General features: G+C 44.1%; 24 protein-coding genes and 1 pseudogene. 10 read left to right on the forward strand and 15 right to left on the reverse strand.

The genetic code is table 11. The features are described 5' to 3' along the window. Window positions 1–160: 160 nt before the first annotated feature. The 5 genes and pseudogenes from MOB98_RS20875 to MOB98_RS09240 all read left to right on the forward strand — a co-directional run. Window positions 161–346, forward strand: a pseudogene (locus MOB98_RS20875) (pre-toxin TG domain-containing protein); the annotation flags it as partial. 32 nt (window positions 347–378) lie between these two features. Further along, window positions 379–1,215, forward strand: coding sequence for an AHH domain-containing protein (locus MOB98_RS09225; protein WP_419900973.1), 837 nt, complete (start codon window positions 379–381; stop codon window positions 1,213–1,215). After that, window positions 1,215–1,700, forward strand: a complete 486-nt coding sequence (locus tag MOB98_RS09230) for a hypothetical protein (RefSeq protein WP_187956482.1) — start codon at window positions 1,215–1,217, stop codon at window positions 1,698–1,700. Before MOB98_RS09225 ends, MOB98_RS09230 begins: the two co-directional genes overlap by 1 nt. A 185-nt stretch (window positions 1,701–1,885) precedes the next feature. Next, the gene (locus MOB98_RS09235; protein ID WP_268360238.1) at window positions 1,886–2,539 is read left to right on the forward strand and encodes a hypothetical protein; all 654 of its coding nucleotides are present in this window, start codon (window positions 1,886–1,888) and stop codon (window positions 2,537–2,539) included. Window positions 2,540–2,645: 106 nt separating this feature from the next. After that, on the forward strand, window positions 2,646–3,392 hold the full coding sequence (locus MOB98_RS09240) for an endonuclease V (protein ID WP_268360239.1): 747 nt from the start codon (window positions 2,646–2,648) through the stop codon (window positions 3,390–3,392). 127 nt (window positions 3,393–3,519) lie between these two features. On the opposite strand, the gene chrA is transcribed toward MOB98_RS09240, so the two are convergent. From chrA to chrS, 3 genes are read right to left on the reverse strand one after another with little or no spacing between them, the layout of a single operon-like run. Then, entirely contained in the window at window positions 3,520–4,056 is a 537-nt protein-coding gene (gene chrA, locus MOB98_RS09245; protein WP_268360240.1) for a chromate resistance efflux protein ChrA, read from the reverse strand. Further along, a complete protein-coding gene (chrB, locus tag MOB98_RS09250) occupies window positions 4,053–4,646 on the reverse strand; it encodes a chromate efflux transporter subunit ChrB (RefSeq protein WP_268360241.1) in 594 nt (197 codons plus the stop codon). The genes chrA and chrB overlap by 4 nt, the downstream gene beginning before the upstream one ends. A 13-nt stretch (window positions 4,647–4,659) precedes the next feature. Next, entirely contained in the window at window positions 4,660–5,136 is a 477-nt protein-coding gene (gene chrS / locus MOB98_RS09255; RefSeq protein ID WP_268360242.1) for a chromate efflux transcriptional regulator ChrS, read from the reverse strand. Window positions 5,137–5,349: 213 nt separating this feature from the next. On the opposite strand from chrS, the gene ggt reads away from it, so the two are divergent. Continuing rightward, window positions 5,350–6,927 (forward strand): gamma-glutamyltransferase, encoded by a 1,578-nt coding sequence (gene ggt, locus MOB98_RS09260; RefSeq protein ID WP_268367343.1) that lies wholly within the window; start codon window positions 5,350–5,352, stop codon window positions 6,925–6,927. A gap of 4 nt (window positions 6,928–6,931) precedes the next feature. On the opposite strand, the gene MOB98_RS09265 is transcribed toward ggt, so the two are convergent. The 3 genes from MOB98_RS09265 to cotG all read right to left on the reverse strand — a co-directional run bounded on the left by MOB98_RS09265 (window position 6,932) and on the right by cotG (window position 8,859). Continuing rightward, the gene (locus MOB98_RS09265; protein ID WP_268362971.1) at window positions 6,932–7,276 is read right to left on the reverse strand and encodes a DUF4181 domain-containing protein; all 345 of its coding nucleotides are present in this window, start codon (window positions 7,274–7,276) and stop codon (window positions 6,932–6,934) included. A 182-nt stretch (window positions 7,277–7,458) separates the two neighbouring features. Next, on the reverse strand, window positions 7,459–8,076 hold the full coding sequence (locus MOB98_RS09270) for a flavin reductase family protein (protein WP_268367344.1): 618 nt from the start codon (window positions 8,074–8,076) through the stop codon (window positions 7,459–7,461). 171 nt (window positions 8,077–8,247) lie between these two features. Then, window positions 8,248–8,859, reverse strand: coding sequence for a spore coat protein CotG (cotG, locus tag MOB98_RS09275; RefSeq protein ID WP_268367345.1), 612 nt, complete (start codon window positions 8,857–8,859; stop codon window positions 8,248–8,250). Between the two features lie 141 nt (window positions 8,860–9,000). Here cotG and cotH point away from each other — a divergent pair, with 141 nt between their 5' ends. Then, window positions 9,001–10,092 (forward strand): spore coat protein CotH, encoded by a 1,092-nt coding sequence (gene cotH, locus MOB98_RS09280; RefSeq protein WP_268367346.1) that lies wholly within the window; start codon window positions 9,001–9,003, stop codon window positions 10,090–10,092. A gap of 15 nt (window positions 10,093–10,107) precedes the next feature. Here the strand turns inward: cotH and alsR are convergent, their stop codons facing one another. Continuing rightward, window positions 10,108–10,995, reverse strand: coding sequence for an acetoin biosynthesis transcriptional regulator AlsR (gene alsR / locus MOB98_RS09285; RefSeq protein ID WP_268367347.1), 888 nt, complete (start codon window positions 10,993–10,995; stop codon window positions 10,108–10,110). 158 nt (window positions 10,996–11,153) lie between these two features. On the opposite strand from alsR, the gene alsS reads away from it, so the two are divergent. The 3 genes from alsS (at window position 11,154) to MOB98_RS09300 (ending at window position 14,322) form a co-directional block, all read left to right on the forward strand. Beyond that, window positions 11,154–12,866 (forward strand): acetolactate synthase AlsS, encoded by a 1,713-nt coding sequence (gene alsS / locus MOB98_RS09290; protein ID WP_268367350.1) that lies wholly within the window; start codon window positions 11,154–11,156, stop codon window positions 12,864–12,866. Window positions 12,867–12,927: 61 nt separating this feature from the next. Beyond that, entirely contained in the window at window positions 12,928–13,695 is a 768-nt protein-coding gene (budA, locus tag MOB98_RS09295) for an acetolactate decarboxylase (protein WP_268367351.1), read from the forward strand. A 99-nt stretch (window positions 13,696–13,794) separates the two neighbouring features. Then, on the forward strand, window positions 13,795–14,322 hold the full coding sequence (locus MOB98_RS09300) for an NAD(P)H-dependent oxidoreductase (RefSeq protein WP_268367352.1): 528 nt from the start codon (window positions 13,795–13,797) through the stop codon (window positions 14,320–14,322). A gap of 43 nt (window positions 14,323–14,365) precedes the next feature. Here the strand turns inward: MOB98_RS09300 and MOB98_RS09305 are convergent, their stop codons facing one another. The 8 genes from MOB98_RS09305 to MOB98_RS09340 form a co-directional block, all read right to left on the reverse strand. Continuing rightward, a complete protein-coding gene (locus MOB98_RS09305) occupies window positions 14,366–14,659 on the reverse strand; it encodes a DUF3892 domain-containing protein (RefSeq protein ID WP_268359603.1) in 294 nt (97 codons plus the stop codon). 153 nt (window positions 14,660–14,812) lie between these two features. After that, window positions 14,813–15,349 (reverse strand): SH3 domain-containing protein, encoded by a 537-nt coding sequence (locus tag MOB98_RS09310; RefSeq protein ID WP_268359606.1) that lies wholly within the window; start codon window positions 15,347–15,349, stop codon window positions 14,813–14,815. A gap of 108 nt (window positions 15,350–15,457) precedes the next feature. Then, window positions 15,458–16,375, reverse strand: coding sequence for a ribose ABC transporter substrate-binding protein RbsB (gene rbsB, locus MOB98_RS09315; protein ID WP_268359608.1), 918 nt, complete (start codon window positions 16,373–16,375; stop codon window positions 15,458–15,460). Window positions 16,376–16,389: 14 nt separating this feature from the next. Continuing rightward, window positions 16,390–17,358 (reverse strand): ribose ABC transporter permease RbsC, encoded by a 969-nt coding sequence (gene rbsC / locus MOB98_RS09320; protein ID WP_268359611.1) that lies wholly within the window; start codon window positions 17,356–17,358, stop codon window positions 16,390–16,392. A 1-nt stretch (window position 17,359) separates the two neighbouring features. Beyond that, window positions 17,360–18,841 (reverse strand): ribose ABC transporter ATP-binding protein RbsA, encoded by a 1,482-nt coding sequence (rbsA, locus tag MOB98_RS09325; RefSeq protein WP_268359613.1) that lies wholly within the window; start codon window positions 18,839–18,841, stop codon window positions 17,360–17,362. A 15-nt stretch (window positions 18,842–18,856) separates the two neighbouring features. Beyond that, a complete protein-coding gene (rbsD, locus tag MOB98_RS09330) occupies window positions 18,857–19,252 on the reverse strand; it encodes a D-ribose pyranase (RefSeq protein WP_014478163.1) in 396 nt (131 codons plus the stop codon). Next, on the reverse strand, window positions 19,249–20,130 hold the full coding sequence (gene rbsK / locus MOB98_RS09335; protein WP_268359615.1) for a ribokinase: 882 nt from the start codon (window positions 20,128–20,130) through the stop codon (window positions 19,249–19,251). Before rbsK ends, rbsD begins: the two co-directional genes overlap by 4 nt. 1 nt (window position 20,131) lies before the next feature. Further along, a complete protein-coding gene (locus tag MOB98_RS09340; protein WP_268359617.1) occupies window positions 20,132–21,112 on the reverse strand; it encodes a LacI family DNA-binding transcriptional regulator in 981 nt (326 codons plus the stop codon). Between the last annotated feature and the right edge of the window lie 349 nt (window positions 21,113–21,461).

The following is a 21,461-nucleotide window of genomic DNA, read 5'->3' on the forward strand; positions in this document are numbered from 1 at the left end:
CAGTTAATAGTTGCAGGAATTCCTAATGCATAGAAAAAAGCACTTGATTTCCTTTTAGGCAACAAGTGCTTTTGTTTTTTACAAAGTACTTATGCTTGAAAAATTAAAAATGTTTACTTGAAATAGATAATTCGTAATGGCTGTGCCTCGTGAAATCGGTGGCGAAGTCACTGGTTATTATGATTTAAAAAAACCGAAGGCGTTGACCGGTTACCGGAGAAAAAACTCTCCACCGCAGAACGTGTGACCGCAGGAGCTATGGCCGCAGCTGGATTCATGCCGGTCGTCGGCTGGGCAGGGCCGTGCTTTCAAAGGCGGAAAAGCCATCTGCAAAACTAGAAAAGCGGTTAGAAGAGGAAAACGGGTGCGTTGGAAGCAGTGTTAAGCCTGGTTGGAGCCGGTGCATTGGCGAAACATATAGATAAAGGCATACCGCTTGCTAAATCGCCACAAGTAGCAAAAGTTGAAAAAGGGAGAAAGATTCTAGATCAAGTAAAAGAATTCAAAGTGCCGACGAATGTGAAAATTCGTGTCCACAAGACTGTCACACCGGATGGGACAACTTTCCCAATTGTTCACGCTGATGTGAAAACGAAAGCTGTGAAAGATCTTGGGGTTGTGAAGATGGTGGGTAGAGGTAGCAGTGGAAGCACTACCACAAGATTAATTCCAGGGACCCCAGGAAAGGTTACAGGGGGGAGTTCAACTAAATTAGGTAAAAATATGTTTGAGCAAATGGGACTTCCACGTTCAACAAAACGTACTCCATATCAGGCTCAACATATTATCCCGAAGGAGTTTCGAAGTCATCCTGTTTTGAAGAAGTTAGGAATGGATATGGATGATGCGTCAAATGGCTTTTTCTTAAGGGTCCCGGATGATGATATAAGTGCTACTTCACGGCATAAGGGATATCATTCAGTTTATAGTAGTTTTGTGAGAAAAAAATTAGATGAGATTAATGTTAACCAAAGTGTAGACGTCATTGAAAAACAGGTATATGATTTACAACAAAAATTAAGAGAATTACAAGAAAAAGGGTTGCCTCTTTATATGAGGGATGATTATTTAGAAACAGAATTAAAGAAAATAAAGGAGAAAGGATTAGAAGCATATAAACTAGAAAGGAAAGAAGATAGCGCCTCAAGAAAACCCGTTTGGAAAAGAGGCGGTGGAGCAACAGTTGATCTTTGGGAAAGGTGGTATAACAAGTAATGAATTTTGGAAAATATCATAATCTGGTGGAAGAGGTAATTGAATTTTCAAAAACCTTCAAGCCTATAAATTCAGTTAATGTATCTAATTTTACTCAAATAATTAATGACCAAGAAAAGGCTGAATACTTGGCTTATGAAGAAGTATATGGAGAAGATGAGTATACATGGAAAGATATAAGGGAAATTGAAATGAGTGAAGTATGGGAGCGGTTTTACGAATTAGAAGATAATCAAAAGCCGGAAAATATAGACGCATTATTAGATATTTTTTCTGAGAGCATCAGACATGCTTCTACTGAATTCAAGACTTTTTTTGAGGATATAGTAGCTGACCTAAACAATTGTGCTATTAATAGAGCAATTAATGGTAATACAAATAATTTTTTTGAAAAGGTTTTTGAAATTTATAAAGCGGGTTATTTCCCGTGTGGTTGGAATGGCGATTATCCTAACGGGAATTTTATCGTTTTTAATAAAGGTTAAGAGAGGTTTTCAAGAAACGTCAGTCTATGGACACCAAGGGCTGGCGTTTTTGTTTCTCATTGTATACAGCTTTCAATAGGAGGTTAACGTTAGAAGTGCCTTGTTTACTGATATATTAGAATAGTTTAAATTTCTTTCTAGGTTGTCAATTGGCAGATTTTTTAGAATAATGAAGGAGAAGCGGGATGGAAAGAGATCATATTTCTCAACTGCAGCCATTAAAAATCTGTAATGGCTGGTCTGTAGTTCTGAACAATTTATGTTCAGAAAAAAGAATGCAAGAAAAATGTGAATTACTAATACTACAAAATGAAAAACGTAATGCTGTTATGAAGGCAGTATATGAAAATAATCAATACCATATCAAAGTAGCTGGCTTAAAAATAGATAAGATTTATGAAGATGAGTCTTTTGATGAAATAGAACAATTATTAGAAGAGTTAGAATATCAAATCTGGAGTGTGGGAAGCGGGGTTTTAGAGGGTTTGCAGCCACTAAGCCAACAGATTCCCAATTTTTTAAGGCTAAAGATACCGGCTGGTTGGACTGTTGATTACATTACATTAAAGGATACTGATCCTAAGAAGCTAGAGGCAAATGATGATGCTTGGTTATTTGACTTTAATCAAGATCTCCTGCAGATTTCTCATAAGACAAAAAATTTGCTGCTTGACGTAGGGTGGTACCCAGAAGGGGATCCAACCGGAAGCTATGGGATTGAATTGATAAAAAACGAAGATTGGGAAAATCCTTTAGAGGATATTATGTGTACTGAACTTAAAGAATTAATTAAACAATTGGATTATATTTTTATGAAAGAAATGAAAAATGAATATTAATAAAAAAGCAGATTATACTATCTGCTTTTTTCAATGATATAATTTGGTGTCATTGCTAGAATCGACATGCAGGACAATTGAGCGCGAAGAGAGGGAAACAAGTAAAATGGAAATACATCAAATTCACGATTTTCATCTAAAAGATGAATCGGATATTGTTCAAACACAACAATCCCTTAAAAATCGTATCAACCTATCCCCCACGATCCATCCAGACTCCATCAAAACCTGCGCAGGCGTCGACCTTGCCTATTGGGAACAGGACGGAGAACCGTATGGAGTGTGCAGTATCATCGTCATTGACGCTGATACAAAAGAAGTTATTGAAAAAGTGCACAGCATGGGGAAAATCAGCGTGCCGTATGTGTCTGGTTTCCTTGCGTTTCGCGAGCTGCCGCTAATCATCGAGGCGGCCAAAAAGCTGGAGACGGAACCGGATGTGTTTTTGTTTGATGGCAACGGGTATCTGCATTACAACCATATGGGCGTTGCCACCCATGCGGCTTTTTTTCTGGGTAAGCCGACAATTGGGATTGCGAAAACCTATCTCAAAATCAAAGGCTGTGATTTCATAATGCCTGAAAATGAAGTCGGTTCATACACAGATATTATCATTGGCGGTGAGGTATATGGCCGGGCGCTGCGGACGCGGCGGGACGTGAAGCCTATTTTCTTGTCTTGCGGACATAACATTGATTTAGAAAGCAGCTATCAAATCACGATGAGCATGATCAGTCATGAAAGCAGACTGCCGATCCCTGTCCGCCTTGCTGACCTTGAAACACATGTCTTGCGAACGTTTTATCAGAAAAACACAGGTAACACTTGCAGGCCCGGAGCTGCAAGTTTTTAATTAATTCCTATATATAGGCAGCCTTCGGCTTAAACATCGATTCGCCTCATGCTGTCAATCTGGGAGAATGAGAGAAACCCTATATTGCAGGGCCAAAATAAAAAAGCACCTTTAGAGGTGCTTTTTTCTATAAATGAGGGATCACAAGCCCCCCATACAAAAACGCCGCGATAATCAGGAATGCGGGATGCATCTTGAACTTTGTCATGGCGAGGAGGGAAATTCCCGCAATCACGATCGATTGAACCCAGCCAATCGCCTGGATGCCGTCTGCGCCGATTTGCCAGGTAAGAATGAGCATCATGACCGCGATGACAGGCTGCACGGACAGCGTCATGCCCTTGATAACAGGAGATTGGCGGAAGCGCTGGATGATGCGCAGCAGGACGATCAATGCGAGCGCCGACGGTACAACGGTTGCGATCAGGGCAATCAGGAAGCCGGGCCACCCGCCTGCGCTGTAGCCGACATATGCGGCGATTTTGGTGGCGATCGGGCCCGGCAATGCGTTCGCAAGTGCGAGCATGTTTGAGAATTGGTCGTTTGACAGCCAGCCGTATCTGTTTACGACTTCTTCAAACATCAGCGGGATAGACGCGGGGCCGCCGCCGTATCCGAGTACGTTTGCAATAAAAAATGCCATAAATAAATACATCATGATCATGAGGCCGACATTCCTTTATCTTTTGAATGTTTATTTGTGATTTTGTCTTTCAGTTTAAAATGAAACGCCCCGTACGCTAAGAAAATGATAATGACAAGACCTGGATTGATCTGTAAAGTTTGCAGTCCGATAAAAGCGATGATGAAAAACAGGATGCCAGTGACCCAGCCGAAACCTTTAAGCGTTTTTTGACCAAACTCGTACGCCATGATGCCGAGCATTACCGCAATCACCGGGGTGACGGCACCTATCATGCCTGCAACAACTGCTGAATGGCTTAGCACGTTTACAGCTGCAAACAATCCTACCATCGCAAGGCATGTAGGCAGAATATGAGCGAGGGTTGCCACGATTGCGCCCAACGTGCCTTTTAGTTTGAACCCAAGGTACGCGGCCATTTTTGTGGCTATCGGTCCGGGAAGCGCATTGGCGATCGCTAATATTTCTCCGAATTCATCATCATCAATCCATTTATATTTATTCACCGCTTCATGGCGAATCAGCGGAATCACGGAAGGTCCGCCCCCAAACCCTAATATTCCTGTGCGCACCATTGCGGCCGTCATATCCCGATATGGATGGTTTTTCATTTGTTTCTCTCCTTTACAGCTTCATGCCCATACGGCTTTTGTAGCGTTTGATGAGCATCTGGCAATCAACGCTGACGACGCCTCGCAGCGGATACAGCCGTTTTGTTAAAAACTCTTCCATTTCCTGATCGTTGGCAAAGATCCCATGCATATGCAGCTTGCTCGGGCCTGTCATGTGATATAGGCTGGTGACCGCAGGCTCTTTTTCAAGCTTAAGTGCCACCTCTTCTAAAAATTGCGGCTCGACCTCGACATTAAAAAACACGGATACATGGATGCCGATTTTAGCGGGATTGATGACTGCGGTGAATTTTTCAATCACACCGGCTTCGATTAATTGGTTTATTCGAGCCTGGACAGCGACCCGTGATAAATCGACTCTTTTGCCAAGATCCGTATAAGATATCCTGCCTTCCTCGTGTAAAATGGTGAGAATTTGTTTGTCGATCTCATCAAGAACAAGGTTGGGAATTTGATATTCCTCACTCAATTGTTCCACCTGCTTTCGTAGCCTTTTAGACATCATTTTATCACAAAAAGTTACGTTTTGAATGAAAAAGTTTTCATTTGTTTTCAAAATGAATAGAAATAAACCTTGTTGTTTGCGAAAAGGAGAAAGTTCGTCAGTTTTTCTGCCGGATCAGTAGATGCAATACATCAGGCTCCCTATACTGAAGAAAATCTCTTAAAAAGGGGACTTGTGATGAACAAATCTGTCATCGGTACAAAGCAAATGGTTGTCAGTCCGCATTATCTCGCTTCTCAAGCCGGCAATCGCATACTGGACAAGGGAGGAAACGCGTTTGACGCCGCTGTTGCGGTAAGTGCTTGTCTGGCTGTTGTGTATCCGCATATGACGGGGCTTGGCGGGGATTCCTTTTGGCTGACCTTTCACCAGGAAACAAAGGCAGTAAAAGTCTACAATGGCAGCGGCCGTTCAGGTAAAAATATAACGAGAGATGTATATAAGGGAAAAAGCGCGATTCCGCTCAGGGGAATCGACAGTGCCATTACCGTGCCGGGGATGGTTGACAGCTGGGATGCGGTACTGAAGGAGTACGGGCGTATGTCTCTTGCGGATGTATTGGAGCCCGCACGCGATTATGCCCAAAATGGGTTTCCAGTATCAGCCGATCAGTGCCGTCACACGGAAACGAATCTTGAACTGCTGGCCTCCATACCCTACACGGCCGACATTTTCACAAGAAGCGGAAAAGCGCCTATCCCGGGAGAGCGGTTTGTGCAAAAAGAGCTTGCAGACAGTCTGAACATGATTGCCGAAAAAGGGAGAAGCGCATTTTATGAAGGAGATATCGCTCAGCGGATTGTTTCGTATTTGCAGCATAACGGCAGCTACATGACACTCGATGACTTTAAAGCGCACCGGGGTGAGTGGGCGGAGCCTATATCAAGTGATTATCGAGGGTATAGTGTGTACCAGGCGCCGCCGAATTCTCAGGGGTTTACCGGTTTATTAACACTGAACATTTTGGAAAACTATGATTTTCACCATATCGAGCACGGTTCATTTGAATACTATTATGTGCTTGTGGAGGCGTTGAAAAAGAGTTTCGCAGACCGGAATGCTTTCCTGACTGACCCGGCATTTGCTTACATTCCGCTTGAAAGGCTTTTGGACAAAAATTATGCAAAACAATTGGCGGAAGAAATCGGCTATCTGGCAGAACCGGCAGAAAGCAGGCCGGTGGGAAGCGATACGGCATATGCGGCTGTAATCGATGCGGAAGGCAACGCAGTGTCATTCATTCAAAGCCTGTACTTTGAATTTGGCTCGGCAGTCACTGCTGGTGATACAGGGATATTACTGCAAAACCGCGGGTCATTTTTCTCTTTGGATCAAGAACATGTCAATACGCTTGAACCGAGAAAACGCAGCTTCCATACGCTTATGCCGGCTATGGCCTGCAAGGACGGAAAACCGGTCATTTTGTACGGCACGCAAGGCGGCGAGGGCCAGCCGCAGACCCAGACGGCCATTATTACCCGAATGCTGGATTACGGAATGAATCCACAGCAGGCAATCAGCGAACCGCGCTGGGTATGGGGAAGAACGTGGGGAGAGGATTATGAAGGTCTTAGAGTCGAGGGCAGATTCACAGAGGACACAATCCAAAAGCTGAAAGACAGCGGCCATCTCGTGGAGGTTGTCGGTGATTATGATCCGCTGATGGGACACGCAGCAGCGATCAAAGTGGATGAGGAAGGCTTTCTCCAAGGCGGAGCCGATCCTCGGGGAGATGGGGCAGCTGTTGGGATTTGAGATATTAGAACAAAATACAAATATAAATAAAAATGACTAGAGAAAGGACAGTGCTAAATAAGTAGTGTAAATATTGTTTTTCTTTACGCTCATATGTCCATTCCATAAATGTACGTAAACAATTTAACAGAAATAGAAAGAGAAAAAGCATAATCTCTGGAGGAAACCGTAAAAGAGAAAAACCTAATAAAATAAGCAAGACGATTTCCAGCAATCCTTGTGTGCTATTTACAGGTTTGTACCACCAAGGCAATTTAGGGATGCCTAGTTTTTTTCGAGCATAAATATAAAAAACAGTATTGATAAAAGCGCCGATAAGTATCACAATCAAAAAATGAGTGCCTGTCATATAAATCCCTCCTAATCTACCTGTATATACGGTGGACAGAGGAAAAATGTTTCATAAAAGAACACCCGGAGCACGCTCTGGGTGTTCCTTTTTTATGTTATTTTTTTCAGTGTTGTACAGACAATATTTTGTAATCATAAGGTCTTTTTGACTAGTTTCTTCTATTTAAATAGTCCTTTTATTCAGCTGGGACGAATCAGCGTAAATTCTTCGCCAAGCTTCGCGTAGTGATTTCCCGCCAATCTTGAGGCCGGCTTTAATTCATCTGTCAAAACATACCCTTTATCTGCATCATACACCTTTGCATCGAGGTGGAAGCAGAGAACTCTGCCGATGAGCAGGTCTGCTGTAGTCACACCTTGATCATTATCGAACGTGATATGCCGCTCTAATGTGCATTCAAAGCGAATGCGTGCTTCTTTAATCCCGGGGACCGAAACAGCTTTGCTTTCGACAGGATGAAGCGAGGTGCGTGAAAGTTCGCTTTCGTCGGGGCTTAAGCTTGCCGCCGTTTCATTGATGTCTTCAATGATGGCCTCATCACTGACATGAACAACGAATTCTCCGTTCTCTACTGCGTTTCGGGCTGTATCTTTTTGGCGTCCTTCCGTCCGGTTAACAGAAATACTGAGAAGCGGAGGGTCTGAGCTGACAACGTTATAAAAACTGAAAGGCGCGGCATTTACCGCTCCGCTTGAAGAAAGTGTGGTCACAAATGCAATGGGGCGGGGGATGACGGCACCTGATAATAACTTGTATGTGTCTTTGGCGCTAAGCTGATCCGCTTCAAATATGTACATGGCAACAACCGCCTTTATCGTTAGGATATTTTGATTATAACGAAATGGTTTCAAGGAAACCAAATGATGCGGGTTGCATATGTTATGTCATGACATATATCTAATACAGGGGAAATGTAAAAATAGGCTTCCGTACGTTAGCCGGCAGCCTATTGAAAAATGAAACTTAGCTTATTTGTATTTCTTTTTGACTACCCAGCAATTGCCGTCTTTCCAGAATTCTTTTTTGCTGTGATAATCATCGTGTTTCTTGTAGTGATGTGAGCTTTTGTGTTTGTCGTAGTATCTCTTAGGTGAACGGTATGACTTTTTGTGCGTGCGGTATGATTTTTTGTGTGTGCGATGTGATTTTTTGTGCGTCCGGAACGATTTACTGAAAGAACGGTACGATTTTTTGTGTGAACGGTATGACTTTTTGCTAGAGCTGTATGATTTTTTCTTGGAACGGTACGATTTGTTTTTGCTGCGGTGTACGCTGTAAGAACGATACGATTTTTTGCTGCGGTATTTACTGAATGAACGATACGATTTTTTGAAGCTGCGAGACTTTCTGAAAGAACGGTATGATTTTTTGAAACTGCGTGATTTCTTGGAATAGCTCTTATAGCTGCTTGACTTGGAGCGGTATGATTTTTTGAAGCTGCGAGATTTTTTGTGAGAGCGGTACGACTTTTTATGGCTGCGCTTTTTTCCGTGAGGCTCTTGGTATAAATAATCTTTCAAACCTTCTTTTTTTGCGGATTTCACCGCTTTTTTGATGTCAGAATGGGAATAGTGGCCCAATTCGAACTCCTCCTTCTACAAAATGTGTTAAGGATGAATATCCTTATTACCCACATAGTACGCACGGTTTGAAAAAGTGTATAAGTGTTCCGCTGAGATCTCACAAAAATAAAAGCCTAAAATTTGTAAGGGGGATTACGGATGAAGAACCAATCCAATTTGCCGCTTTATCAGCTGTTTGTTCATCCAAAAGATTTACGGGAATTGAAAAAGGATATTTGGGACGATGAACCGGTTCCGGCAGTGCTGAAAGTGAATCAGAAAAGGCTTGATATTGATATCGCTTATCGGGGTTCACATATCAGAGACTTCAAAAAGAAGTCGTACCATGTTTCCTTCTATCAGCCGAAAACATTCCGGGGTGCACGGGAGATTCACTTAAATGCGGAGTATAAAGACCCTTCTATGATGAGGAACAAATTGTCTTTGGATTTTTTCTCAGAGCTTGGAACACTGTCTCCAAAGGCAGAGTTTGTGTTTTTAAAGGTGAATGGGAAAAACGAAGGGGTATATCTTGAACTTGAATCCGTCGATGAGTTTTATTTAGCGAAGAGGAAGCTGGCGGACGGGGCGATTTTTTACGCGGTTGATGATGATGCGAATTTCTCTCTGATGAGCGATTTGCAAAGGGAAACGAAGACGTCCCTTGAGCATGGATATGAAAAGAAAACAGGGACTGAGGAAGACGATTTTTATTTACAGGATATGATCTTTAAAATTAATACGGTCCCTAAAGCCCAATTTAAATCAGAAGTGACAAAGCATGTTGATATCGATAAGTATTTGCGCTGGCTCGCCGGCATTGTATTCACCTCAAACTATGACGGGTTTGTCCACAACTACGCGCTGTACAGAAGCAGTGAAACCGGATTATTTGAGGTGATTCCTTGGGATTATGATGCGACCTGGGGCAGGGATATCCATGGAGAGCGGATGGCTGCCGATTATGTAAGAATTCAAGGATTTAATACATTAACCGCCCGAATTTTGGATGAACCCGATTTTCGCAGGTCCTACAAACATCTGTTAGAAAATACGCTCCAATCTCTTTTTACGATAGAATATATGAAACCGAAAATTATGACGATGTATGAACAAATTAGACCATTTGTCCTGATGGACCCATATAAAAAGAATGATATTGAGCGTTTTGACCGTGAGCCGGATGTGATATGTGAATATATTGTAAATAGAGCTGATTATCTTAAAAGCGAGCTTGATCTTTTATCCTGACGATGAACGGGCGGATTATTTCCGTTCGTTTAATGATTTGCATATATCCACAAATTGTCCCAATACAGGGTTTTGGCTGTCTTTTCTATATGCGATGATCCATTCTGCTTTGAGCTGAAAATGGTCAACGCTTCGATACGTAACATCAAGATTAAACAGCCGTCTGGCCGAGGATGGGACAATGGTAATGCCGATGCCCGCTGTCACCAGCCCGATCACCATTTGATATTCTGTCGCTTCCTGAACGACATTCGGCTTAAAACCTGCCTTTTCACAGAGCTGAATAAAGTCGGTATATAACGTAGGCCACGCTTCTTTGGAAAGGGTGATGATCGGTTCGTTTTCCAAATCTGTGATGTCGATTGATTCTTTCAATGCAAGCGGATGCTGTTTTGGCAATGCAAGGATGCATGGGCTGCTCTGGGTTGTCTCAATTTGCAGCTCGGGATGCTCTAACGGCGGATGGAGAATGCCGATATCGATATTTCCCTTAAGCAACTCCTCCTGCTGCCGGTAAGAAGCGATTTCTTTCAGTTCAATTTTCACAGAAGGGAACTTTTTGCGGTATTCCCGGATAATCGGCGGCAGAAATTCATATGTAGCCGATCCGACAAAACCAATGACAAGATGGCCGTGTTCGCCGCGGGCTGTCCGCTGTGCAAGTTCAATTCCTTGTTCAATCTGCATCAAAGCTGACCGGCAGTGATTTAAAAAGATTTCGCCGGCTGCGGATAGCTCCACAAATCGTTTTGTCCTCTTTAGAAGCGTCACCCCGACTTCTTCTTCCAGCTGTTTGATCTGCTGGCTGAGAGGAGGCTGTGTCATATTCAGCCGCCGCGCAGCTTTTCCGAAATGAAGCTCTTCGGCTACTGCGATAAAGTATTGAAGATGGCGAAGCTCCATCAATATGCATTCCTTTCCATAGGTTAATAATTCGTAATACATATTAATCATAAGGCGAATCGATATTGGAGGTCAATTTCCAAAGAGTGTATAGTGAAACGTATCACAAGATATATTTAAAATTTAATGTTTAAAATGCATAATAAGGAGTGAGGGTGTTGACAAAAGCAACAAAAGAACAAAAATCCCTTGTGAAAAACAGAGGGGCGGAGCTTGTTGTTGATTGCTTAGTGGAGCAAGGTGTCACACATGTATTTGGCATTCCAGGTGCAAAAATTGATGCGGTATTTGACGCTTTACAAGATAGAGGGCCAGAAATTATCGTTGCCCGGCATGAACAAAATGCAGCATTTATGGCGCAAGCAGTCGGCCGTTTAACTGGAAAACCGGGAGTCGTGTTAGTCACATCAGGACCGGGTGCTTCTAACTTGGCAACAGGATTGCTGACAGCAAACACTGAAGGTGACCCTGTCGTTGCGCTTGCTGGGAATGTGATTCGTGCAGATCGTTTAAAACGGACACATCAATCTTTGGATAATGCGGCACTATTTCAGCCGATTACAAAATACAGTGTAGAGGTTCAAGATGTAAAAAATATACCGGAAGCTGTTACAAATGCATTTAGGATAGCGTCAGCAGGTCAGGCTGGGGCCGCTTTTGTGAGCTTTCCGCAGGATGTTGTGAATGAAGTCACAAATACAAAAAGCGTGCGGGCTGTCGCGGCACCAAAGCTAGGTCCTGCACCAGACGATGCCATCAGTGCGGCCATTGCGAAAATCCAAACAGCGAAACTTCCTGTTGTTTTAGTCGGCATGAAGGGCGGAAGACCGGAAGCGATTAAAGCTGTTCGCAAACTTTTGAAAAAGGTTCAGCTTCCATTTGTCGAAACCTATCAAGCTGCAGGTACGCTTACGAGAGATTTAGAGGACCAGTATTTTGGCCGTATCGGTTTGTTCCGCAACCAGCCTGGCGATTTACTGCTTGAGCAGGCAGATGTTGTTCTGACAATCGGCTATGATCCAATTGAATATGATCCGAAATTCTGGAATGTAAATGGGGACCGGACGATCATCCATCTAGATGAAATTTTGGCAGATATCGACCATGCTTACCAGCCGGAACTTGAATTAATCGGTGATATTCCATCTACGGTCAATCAAATCGAACACGATGCTGTTAAGGTGGACCTTGCTGAACGTGAGCAGCATATTCTTTCTGATTTAAAACAATATATGCATGAGGGTGAGCAGGTGCCTGCAGATTGGAAATCAGACAGAGTGCATCCCCTTGAAATCGTAAAAGAATTGCGAAACGCAGTCGATGATCATGTTACAGTGACTTGCGATATCGGTTCCCATGCAATTTGGATGTCACGGTATTTCCGCAGCTACGAACCGTTAACACTAATGATCAGTAACGGTATGCAAACACTCGGCGTTGCGCTTCCGTGGGCAATCGGTGCTTCATTGGTAAAACCGGGAGAAAAAGTGGTATCCGTCTCTGGTGACGGCGGTTTCTTATTCTCAGCAATGGAACTAGAGACAGCGGTACGCTTAAAAGCGCCAATTGTACACATTGTATGGAACGACAGCACATATGACATGGTTGCATTCCAGCAATTGAAAAAATATAATCGTACATCTGCAGTTGATTTCGGTAATATTGATATCGTGAAATATGCGGAAAGCTTCGGAGCAACTGGCTTGCGCGTAGAATCACCAGACCAGCTGGCAGATGTTCTGCGTCAAGGCATGAACGCTGAGGGTCCTGTCATCATTGATGTCCCGGTTGACTACAGTGATAACATTACTTTAGCAAGTGACAAGCTTCCGAAAGAATTCGGAGAACGGATGAAAACAAAAGCTCTCTAGCACTCTGCGCATCACGTCACTGTTTTATGAACAGCACTAAACAAAAGGAGTGAAGGGAATTATGAAACGCGAAAGCAATATTCAAGTGCTCAGCCGCGGCCAAAAAGACCAGCCTGTGAGCCAGATTTATCAAGTATCAACAATGACTTCTCTATTAGACGGAGTATATGACGGAGACTTTGAACTGTCAGAGATTCCGAAATACGGAGACTTCGGTATTGGAACCTTTAACAAGCTTGACGGAGAGCTGATTGGGTTTGACGGTGAATTTTACCGTCTCCGTTCGGACGGAACTGCGACACCGGTCCAAAACGGGGACCGTTCTCCGTTCTGCTCATTTACGTTCTTTACACCGGACATGACGCATAAAATCGATGCGGCAATGACACGTGAAGAATTTGAAAAAGAGATCAACAGCATTCTGCCAAGCAAAAACTTATTTTATGCGATCCGCATTGACGGATTGTTTAAAAAAGTGCAGACAAGAACGGTAGAACTCCAAGAAAAACCTTACGTGCCGATGGTTGAAGCGGTCAAAACGCAGCCGATTTTCAACTTCGACAACGTGAGAGGAACGATCGTAGGTTTTCTGACGCCAGCTTATGCAAACGGAATCGCCGTTTCCGGCTATCACCTGCACTTCATTGACGAAGGACGCAATTCAGGCGGACACGTTTTTGACTATGTGCTTGAGGATTGCACGGTTTCGATTTCTCAAAAAATGAACATGAATCTCAGACTTCCGAATACAGCGGATTTCTTTAATGCAAATCTGGATAATCCTGATTTTGCTAAAGATATTGAAACAACTGAAGGAAGCCCTGAATAAAAGAAAAAAGAAAGCCTCTTGTACGCAGGGCTTTCTTTTTATTTGGCTCTATTCCTGATTTTAGATAAAATGATGTCAAAACGGTAAAGGTGTGGTCTGATGAAAATATTGGTTCTGGCAGTTCATCCACATATGGAAACCTCAGTCGTTAATAAGGCATGGACAGAGGAATTGAGTAAACATGACAATATCACAGTACGGGAGCTTTATAAGGAATACCCGGATGAAGCGATAGATGTTGGGAAGGAGCAGCAGCTGTGCGAGGAATACGACCGGATTGTCTTCCAATTCCCGCTTTACTGGTACAGCTCTCCGCCGCTCTTAAAAAAATGGCAGGATCTTGTGCTGACTTACGGCTGGGCCTTTGGTTCAGAAGGAAACGCCTTGCATGGCAAGGAGTTGATGCTGGCTGTCTCAACAGGAAGCGAAGCGGAAAAATATCAAGCGGGCGGAGCAAATCATTATTCGATCAGTGAGCTTTTGAAACCATTTCAGGCCACGAGTAATCTGATCGGCATGAAGTACCTGCCTCCATATGTCTTCTATGGCGTGAATTATGCAACTGCAGAGGATATATCACTTAGTGCAAAGCGGTTAGCCGAGTACATTCAGCAGCCTTTTGCTTAAAAAGAAACGCCCTGTCCGGCATGCGGCAGGGCATTTTCTTAATTTAAAAATCAGGCAGCTCAGAAAGATTGTTTTCTTTTATGCCGTCCGGTTCACTCCGCAATATGTCACGCCCGTATTTATGGAAGACATCAACATGAGCGAGGTTTCCTGCTTTTGCTTCTGACAGCGCAGTGGGATAGTCGAGCTCTCTACCTGTGTTCGTTTTCACGGCGATAATATTATCTTCCTCATTTCTTCTGACCGCAATAATTTCTTCTTTTCCAGATGGAGCAGCTTGCTGATCGGCTGTTTGCCGAGCTCTATACGATTCATATGCTGATTCAAATTGATCCATATTTACACCTCCATTTTTTAACGTGAACAAAAATGGTGATGTTCATGTATGGTTTCGCACGGCATACGACAATATTTCCTGAGAAATATCGTGGGAATGTGACAAATCAATCCATAATCAAAGGGATTCCGCAAAACACGGAATCCCTTTAAGTTATTTTGTCATTTGCAAGTCTTTTGTTTTCATATAGCCTGTCGAACCGCCGTAATCAACGAATACCCAATCAAAATCAAAACCGCCTTTTTTCGTTTTACTCCAGCCTAAAAAAGAAACGCTTGTGTCTGCCGGTAAAGTCTTGATGTTTTTTCCTTCAGCGGAAGTATATACTTTCGTTGATGTTTTGGTTTTTACTGTTGTCGCTTCTTTTACAATGTAATGAGTAGAGACAAAACCTGTTTTGCCGTTTTTATAATGAACCTTTGCCCAGTCAGCGTTTGCGAAGGAAATTAGCTTTAAGCTGTCGCCCAAATGCAGCGTGTCGGCTTTATGACTTGATGCGGAAGCCTTCGTTCTGACATTTAGAGCCTCTGCTGATACCAAATAAGAATCAATCGGATAGCTGTATAAATCATCAATGCTTACACTTGTTTCTGGCTGTTGTGCATGGAGTGTGCTTGCAGTCCCTGCAGAAGCCGCAGTCATTCCAGCTGCAAGTGCTAAAGTTGATAATACTTTTGTTGTTTTGTTCATTTCGTTCCTCTCCTCACGTAAGAGAAATAATTCATTCTATATCCCTATTCACGTTTTAGAAGATCCCTAAACATAAAAAGGATCAGATGAAAATCTGACCCATGGCATTTATTTTTTCGTTTCTAGTTTGAGAGGTGCGGATATTGATTTTTTCACTTTTTTTCCGTGCAAAATATCATCTGCTGCTTCTGTAGCCAGTTTACCGATCAATTCAGGCTGCTGAGCGACGGTGGCCGATAGCTTTCCGTCTTTAATGGAAGCGAGCGCATCTTTATTGCCATCAAAGCCGACCACTAAAATATCTTTTCCTGAGCTGTTAATTGCCTCAAGAGCACCGAGCGCCATTTCATCATTGTGAGCAAAAACAGCTTGGATATCCGGATGGCCCTGCAGCAGGTTTTCCATGACCGTCAGGCCTTTGGTGCGGTCAAAGTCAGCTGATTGCTTGGTAACAACGTCGAGCTTTTGGTCTGCGATGTTATGAAATCCTGAACCGCGTTCCCGTGTGGCAGATGCACCGGGCACGCCTTCAAGCTCTGCCACCTTTGCTCCTTTTCCAAGTTTGTCGGAAATAAACGCCGCGGCCATTTCACCGCCTTTCACATTATCGGAAGCGACGAGGGTTTCAACTTTTCCTTGTTCGGCAGATCGATCGATTGCTACAACGGGCACACCGACTGCGTTTGCAGATTCTACTGCCGTTGAGATCGCTGAGGAATCAGTCGGGTTGATTAACAATGCATCAACACCTTGCTGAATTAAATCTTCCACGTCACTCGTCTGTTTCGATGAATCATTTTGTGCATCAACAATGATGACTTTCATTCCCCGTTTTTCAGCTTCTTTTTCGATGCCCTTTTTTAATGAGACAAAAAAGGGGTTGTTAAGCGTTGAGACAGACAAGCCGATGGTGAATTCCTTTTTGTTCCCTGAGTTTGACGGCTTTGCCCACTGAGGCGGCTCAAGCGAACAGGCGGTTAATAACAACAATGACAACGTTAAAATGACGGATACAGCCTTTTTCATATGAAAAACCCCTCCTATGCTGACTTCTTTCGGTCTAATAACACCGCAATTAAGATGACTATCCCTTTGACAACCAGCTGGTAGAACGATGAGACACCAAGCAGGTTGAGCCCGTTATTCAGTGTGCCGATGATAAGCACCCCGATTAACGTGCCGACAATGCGTCCACGGCCGCCGGAAAGACTTGTTCCTCCTAAGACGACCGCCGCGATAGCATCCAGCTCATACGATTCCCCGGCAGTCGGCTGGGCTGAATGCAGCCGGGAAGTCAAGATTGCGCCGGCAAGGGCGGATAAAAGCCCGGCTAAGGAATAGATCATCACTTTCACACGCGTTACTTTAATGCCTGAAATGAGCGCGGCTTTTTCATTGCCTCCGATTGCGTATGTTCGGCGCCCGAACGGTGTTTTGTGAAGAAGCACCCACAGGATGGCAAAGGCAAGAACCATCGTAATCGCCGGTACAGGAATGCCTAAAAAGTAACCGCGTCCGAACAGCTGAAAAGCGTAGTTTGTGCCAAGTCCGGTAATCGGGTTTCCATCTGTATACACAAGCGTCAGTCCGCGAAATACAGTCATGGTTGCAAGCGTAGCGATAAAGGGCGCCATTTTTCCTTTTGTGATCAATAGTCCGTTGATCATCCCGAGTACGGCACCAATGATACAGCCGAGGATGATCGCAAGAACCGGATCGACACCGGATACAATCATTCCGGCAACTAAAGCGCTTGACAGGGCAAGAATAGCGCCGACAGAAAGATCAATGCCGCCAGTTAAAATCACAAAGGTCATGCCGAATGCGATTAATCCGTTAATGGCGACCTGGCGAAGCAGGTTTAAAATATTCAGCGGTTCAAGAAAGCTGGGATTTAAAATCGATACAATGATCACGAGAATAAATAAACCGAGAAACGGGCCCAGTTTTTGCATGACTCCGTCGAAGTGAATCCGTTTTTGTTCTGTTTGCAGTTGTTCCGTTTTCATATTACCGCCCTCCCGTGGCAAGTGTCATAATTCGTTCTTGTGTTGCTTCCTGCGCATCGATTTCTCCGCTGATTCTGCCTTCATGGACAACGATAATGCGATCGCTCATCTCGAGAATTTCCGGCAGCTCTGATGACACCATAATGATAGCGACGCCGCGCTCTGTCAGCTCGTTCATCAGCGAATAAATTTCCCGTTTCGCACCCACATCCACACCCCTGGTCGGCTCATCCAAGATGAGCACTTTCGGTCCGATGCCGATCCACTTGGCAATCACTACTTTCTGCTGGTTGCCTCCTGATAAATGGCGTGCATGTGTTTCAGATGACGCCGTTTTGATGGTCAGGCGCTTGATTAAGAGATCGACAAATTCAGCTTCCCGTTTGTGATCAATGAGACCCTTTGGAGAAAAACTGGACAGATTGGGCAGGGCGATATTCTCGCGAATTGATGTGTCGAGCAGAAGCCCTTCATCTTTGCGGTTTTCTGTGATAAAGCCGAGCCCTTTTTTCACAGCATCCTGCGGGTTCTTAATGGCTGTCTTTTTTCCAGCGATCCATATCTCACCCGAATCCAGTTTGTCAACGCCGAACAGCGCCCTCATGATCTCTGTACGGCCGGCTCCCATCAATCCGGAAACACCGACGATTTCACCGGAACGAACAGAAAAGCTGATATCTTCAAAACGTCCTTTGACGGTGGCGTTTTTTACCTCGAACATTTTGTCGCCGAGAGAAGGAGTGCGTTTCGGATATCGTTCAGTCAGCTCGCGTCCGACCATTTTTTTGACGACTTCATCAAAATCTGTTTCTGAGATGTTTGTTGTGTCTACGGTTTTTCCATCACGCATAATGGTGATTCTGTCGCAAATCGCAAAAATTTCTTCCATGCGATGCGAAATATAGACAATTGAGACGCCGTTCTTTTTTAACGCTGTAATAACCTCAAAGAGCTTGCTGATTTCACGTTCAGTCAACGCTGCGGTCGGTTCATCCATAATGATTACCTCGGCATTTGTCATAAGCGCTTTTGCGATTTCGATCATTTGCTGTTGTCCGACGGAACATTCGCCGGCTTCTTGATCAAGAGAAAGAGAGACGGAGAGTTTGTCAAACTGGTTCTTTGCTAGCGCTTTCATTTTTCTTGTTTGTAAGACGCCCAGCTTGGAGGATATCTCTTTACCGATAAATAGATTCTCAAGAACGGTCATTTCCGGCCAGATATTCAATTCCTGATGGATAAAGGCTATTCCATGCTGTTCCGCTTCTTTTGGATTGGAAAAATACGTTTCGTTTCCGTTTATGCTGATTTGTCCTTTATCTGCTTTGTGCAGGCCTGTCAAAATGTTCATAAGCGTGGACTTGCCGGCGCCGTTTTCTCCCATTAATGCATGTACCTCGCCAGGCATGAGCTGAAAGGAAACACCTGACAATACTTGGTTTTTTCCGAATGCTTTATGAATGTCTTTCATTTCAATCTGCATGTTTCATCCTCCTTTCTAGAAAAGCACACCTGCCTGCAGGATGCAGTTGGCATATGGTGTGAATTCTCCTGTTCTTATGACTGCCTTTGCTTCTTTTGTCAGCAGCTTAAACTCCTCGTGAGAAAGGTATTCAATCTCTTGTTCAGAGAAAAGATTTTCTAGAAATCTTGCATTCTCCTGATTGGATGCTTTTATTTCAGCTGCAGCAATGACTTTTTCGACCGCCATTTCCTCAGCCAGTACTGCCGCTGTATCTTGGAAAGCCGGAAGGCCCGGCTTCAGTGAAAGATCAATTTTCAAAACGCCGTCAGGTACCGGCAGTCCTGCATCCGCGATGACAATTTTATCAGTGTGGCCAAGGTCGGCTAAAATCTTGGCAAGATGGCTGTTCAGTATACCGTGTTTTTTCATGTCAGCAGCTCCTCTACTTCATTTCTTGTCGGCATTCCGCCTTGGGCGCCGAAGGAGCAGACAGAAAGGGAAGCGGCACGGTTGGCAAACAGCAATGCGGCTTCAATGTCTTTTCCCTCTGCCAGAGCAACGGCGAAGGCTGCGTTAAACGTATCACCTGCTCCGGTTGTATCAACGGGCTCAACAGGGAAGGACGGGATGAGCCGCTCTTTGCTTCCTGCAGAGTAGCGGACGCCTTGTTTTCCTTCCGTAATAAAGAGCTTTGCCGGATAAAGCGCCAAGGCTTCGGAAATGGTAAGCTCAGGGAATAAAATCGAAGCCTCATGCTCATTCGGCGTGATATAGGTGGCATGATCAATTGTTTCCTGCTTCAGCGGGCGGGCTGGTGCCGGATTGAGCATAATCGGGATATCGTGAGAATGGCAGTATTTGCACACTTCATCAACCGTTTCCTCCGGGATTTCCTGCTGAATCAGCACCATATCGACCTTTTCAATCTGTTCGAGCGCGTTTAACGCATACGCTGGGGTGATGTCATCGTTCGCGCCTTTGACAACGACAATGCTGTTGTCGCCTTCAGCAAGCACAATATGAGCGGTTCCGCTTTCCGTATGTGTAACCGGTTCCATATGGTCAGTGCAAACGCCGTTAGCTTTGAGATTATTCAAAATAGCTGTTCCATAATGATCGTCTCCAACCTTGCCGACCATAAACACTTGCGCCCCAAGTCTGGCTGCGGCAACAGCCTGATTTGCGCCTTTGCCGCCCGGCACAGTTTGAAATGACGTGCCAAGAACCGTTTCACCGGCTTTTGGGCGTTTGTCCGAGGTGACCACTAAATCCATAGAGCAGCTACCAATCACACAAATATTATGCATCTTAATCTTCCTTTCTTGTCGTCTTTCTTCCTATATAGGTGACAGGCATTTGAATTGCCGTTTCTGCCAGCGGCTGCTTTTGGATGATACGCAAAAGCAGTTTGGCTGCTTCTTTCCCCATATCATATGCGGGCTGTTTTATTGTAGACAGGGGCGGAAACAGCAGCTCGCTTTGCGGAATATCATCATAACCGATAATTTGAATATCCTCCGGCACGTTTTTTCCGCGCCGCAATGCTTCGTGTAAAACTGCTGCGGCTTGAATATCGTTACTCGCAATCACACCGTCTGTCTCAGGATATGAGGCAAACAGTTCCTTCGCCATCGCTTGCGCATCCTTGAAAGAAAATGAAACGGTCTCGATGACTTGAATATTCACTTCAGCCTGCTGTAAGACCTCTAAGGCACCGTTAAAGCGGTCTTGAGCGGTCGGAAGGTGAGCGGGTCCTCTCAATAACGTAATGCGCTTGCTTTTTCCGTGAATGATGGCTTCGGCTGCTAATTTTCCTCCTGTATAGCCGTCACTGGACACAGAAGGGGCCCCTTCTGGTGTTCTGTCCAGAAACACGACTGGGTGATTCATGCCGCTGTATTCCTCAAGATCCGGGTAATTTGTTGCGGCAATAATGCCAGCGACATGATTTTGCTTAAAGGTTTGAAGGTATTCAAGTTCTTTTTTCAATTCTTCGTCACTGTTGCCGAAAATAAGGCGATAGCCTTCCCGGTTCAATTCATCCTCCGCACCGCGGGCTAGCTGGGGGAAGAAAGGGTTTGTGATATCCGGGAGCAAAAGTCCGATCAGCCGGGATTCTCTTTTATAAAGAGATCTGGCGACTTCATTCGGGTAATAGTTCAGCTTCTCCATCGCCTCTAAGACACGTGTTCGCGTTTCTTCGTGTACATAGCCGTTGTCATTCAGGACGCGGGATACCGTCGCAACAGAAACGCCCGCCGCTCCGGCGACATCTTTAATTGTAGCCAAAACAGCTCCTCCTTGTTTATGTAACCGTTTACATAGATAGATTATCATGAGCAATCCGAAGTTGGCAATAAAAATATCATTAAAAATCTAATTGTAAATTGTGTATAAAATTGAGAAATTTGAGGTTTTCACTCTTTTTTTGACAAAGTCTTCACTTTTCTGGATGAAGATTTCTTGAACAAATATTAAGTTTTATTAAAATTGTTTCAAAGTTATGCTTTTAGACCTGTAAATAAGGAGAAACAGAAAAGACTATCCGCCCAGAAAATGTTTAATAATGTTAGAGAATTCGGACCCGGATGTTTAGCATTTTCATGGCTGGTCCCATTAGTCATTTTGGAATGGGCCT

The organism is Bacillus sp. N13C7, from assembly GCF_026790065.1.
Taxonomy (GTDB): domain Bacteria; phylum Bacillota; class Bacilli; order Bacillales; family Bacillaceae; genus Bacillus.

Bases quoted from the DNA above. Each gene is read 5' to 3' on its own strand.
- MOB98_RS09230 (WP_187956482.1), top strand. From the start codon at position 1,215: ATGAATTTTGGAAAATATCATAATCTGGTGGAAGAGGTAATTGAATTT.
- MOB98_RS09235 (WP_268360238.1), top strand. From the start codon at position 1,886: ATGGAAAGAGATCATATTTCTCAACTGCAGCCATTAAAAATCTGTAAT.
- MOB98_RS09240 (WP_268360239.1), top strand. From the start codon at position 2,646: ATGGAAATACATCAAATTCACGATTTTCATCTAAAAGATGAATCGGAT.
- chrA (WP_268360240.1), bottom strand. From the start codon at position 4,056: ATGATCATGATGTATTTATTTATGGCATTTTTTATTGCAAACGTACTC.
- chrB (WP_268360241.1), bottom strand. From the start codon at position 4,646: ATGAAAAACCATCCATATCGGGATATGACGGCCGCAATGGTGCGCACA.
- ggt (WP_268367343.1), top strand. From the start codon at position 5,350: ATGAACAAATCTGTCATCGGTACAAAGCAAATGGTTGTCAGTCCGCAT.
- MOB98_RS09265 (WP_268362971.1), bottom strand. From the start codon at position 7,276: ATGACAGGCACTCATTTTTTGATTGTGATACTTATCGGCGCTTTTATC.
- MOB98_RS09270 (WP_268367344.1), bottom strand. From the start codon at position 8,076: ATGTACATATTTGAAGCGGATCAGCTTAGCGCCAAAGACACATACAAG.
- cotH (WP_268367346.1), top strand. From the start codon at position 9,001: ATGAAGAACCAATCCAATTTGCCGCTTTATCAGCTGTTTGTTCATCCA.
- alsR (WP_268367347.1), bottom strand. From the start codon at position 10,995: ATGGAGCTTCGCCATCTTCAATACTTTATCGCAGTAGCCGAAGAGCTT.
- budA (WP_268367351.1), top strand. From the start codon at position 12,928: ATGAAACGCGAAAGCAATATTCAAGTGCTCAGCCGCGGCCAAAAAGAC.
- MOB98_RS09300 (WP_268367352.1), top strand. From the start codon at position 13,795: ATGAAAATATTGGTTCTGGCAGTTCATCCACATATGGAAACCTCAGTC.
- MOB98_RS09305 (WP_268359603.1), bottom strand. From the start codon at position 14,659: ATGGATCAATTTGAATCAGCATATGAATCGTATAGAGCTCGGCAAACA.
- MOB98_RS09310 (WP_268359606.1), bottom strand. From the start codon at position 15,349: ATGAACAAAACAACAAAAGTATTATCAACTTTAGCACTTGCAGCTGGA.
- rbsB (WP_268359608.1), bottom strand. From the start codon at position 16,375: ATGAAAAAGGCTGTATCCGTCATTTTAACGTTGTCATTGTTGTTATTA.
- rbsC (WP_268359611.1), bottom strand. From the start codon at position 17,358: ATGAAAACGGAACAACTGCAAACAGAACAAAAACGGATTCACTTCGAC.
- rbsA (WP_268359613.1), bottom strand. From the start codon at position 18,841: ATGCAGATTGAAATGAAAGACATTCATAAAGCATTCGGAAAAAACCAA.
- rbsD (WP_014478163.1), bottom strand. From the start codon at position 19,252: ATGAAAAAACACGGTATACTGAACAGCCATCTTGCCAAGATTTTAGCC.
- rbsK (WP_268359615.1), bottom strand. From the start codon at position 20,130: ATGCATAATATTTGTGTGATTGGTAGCTGCTCTATGGATTTAGTGGTC.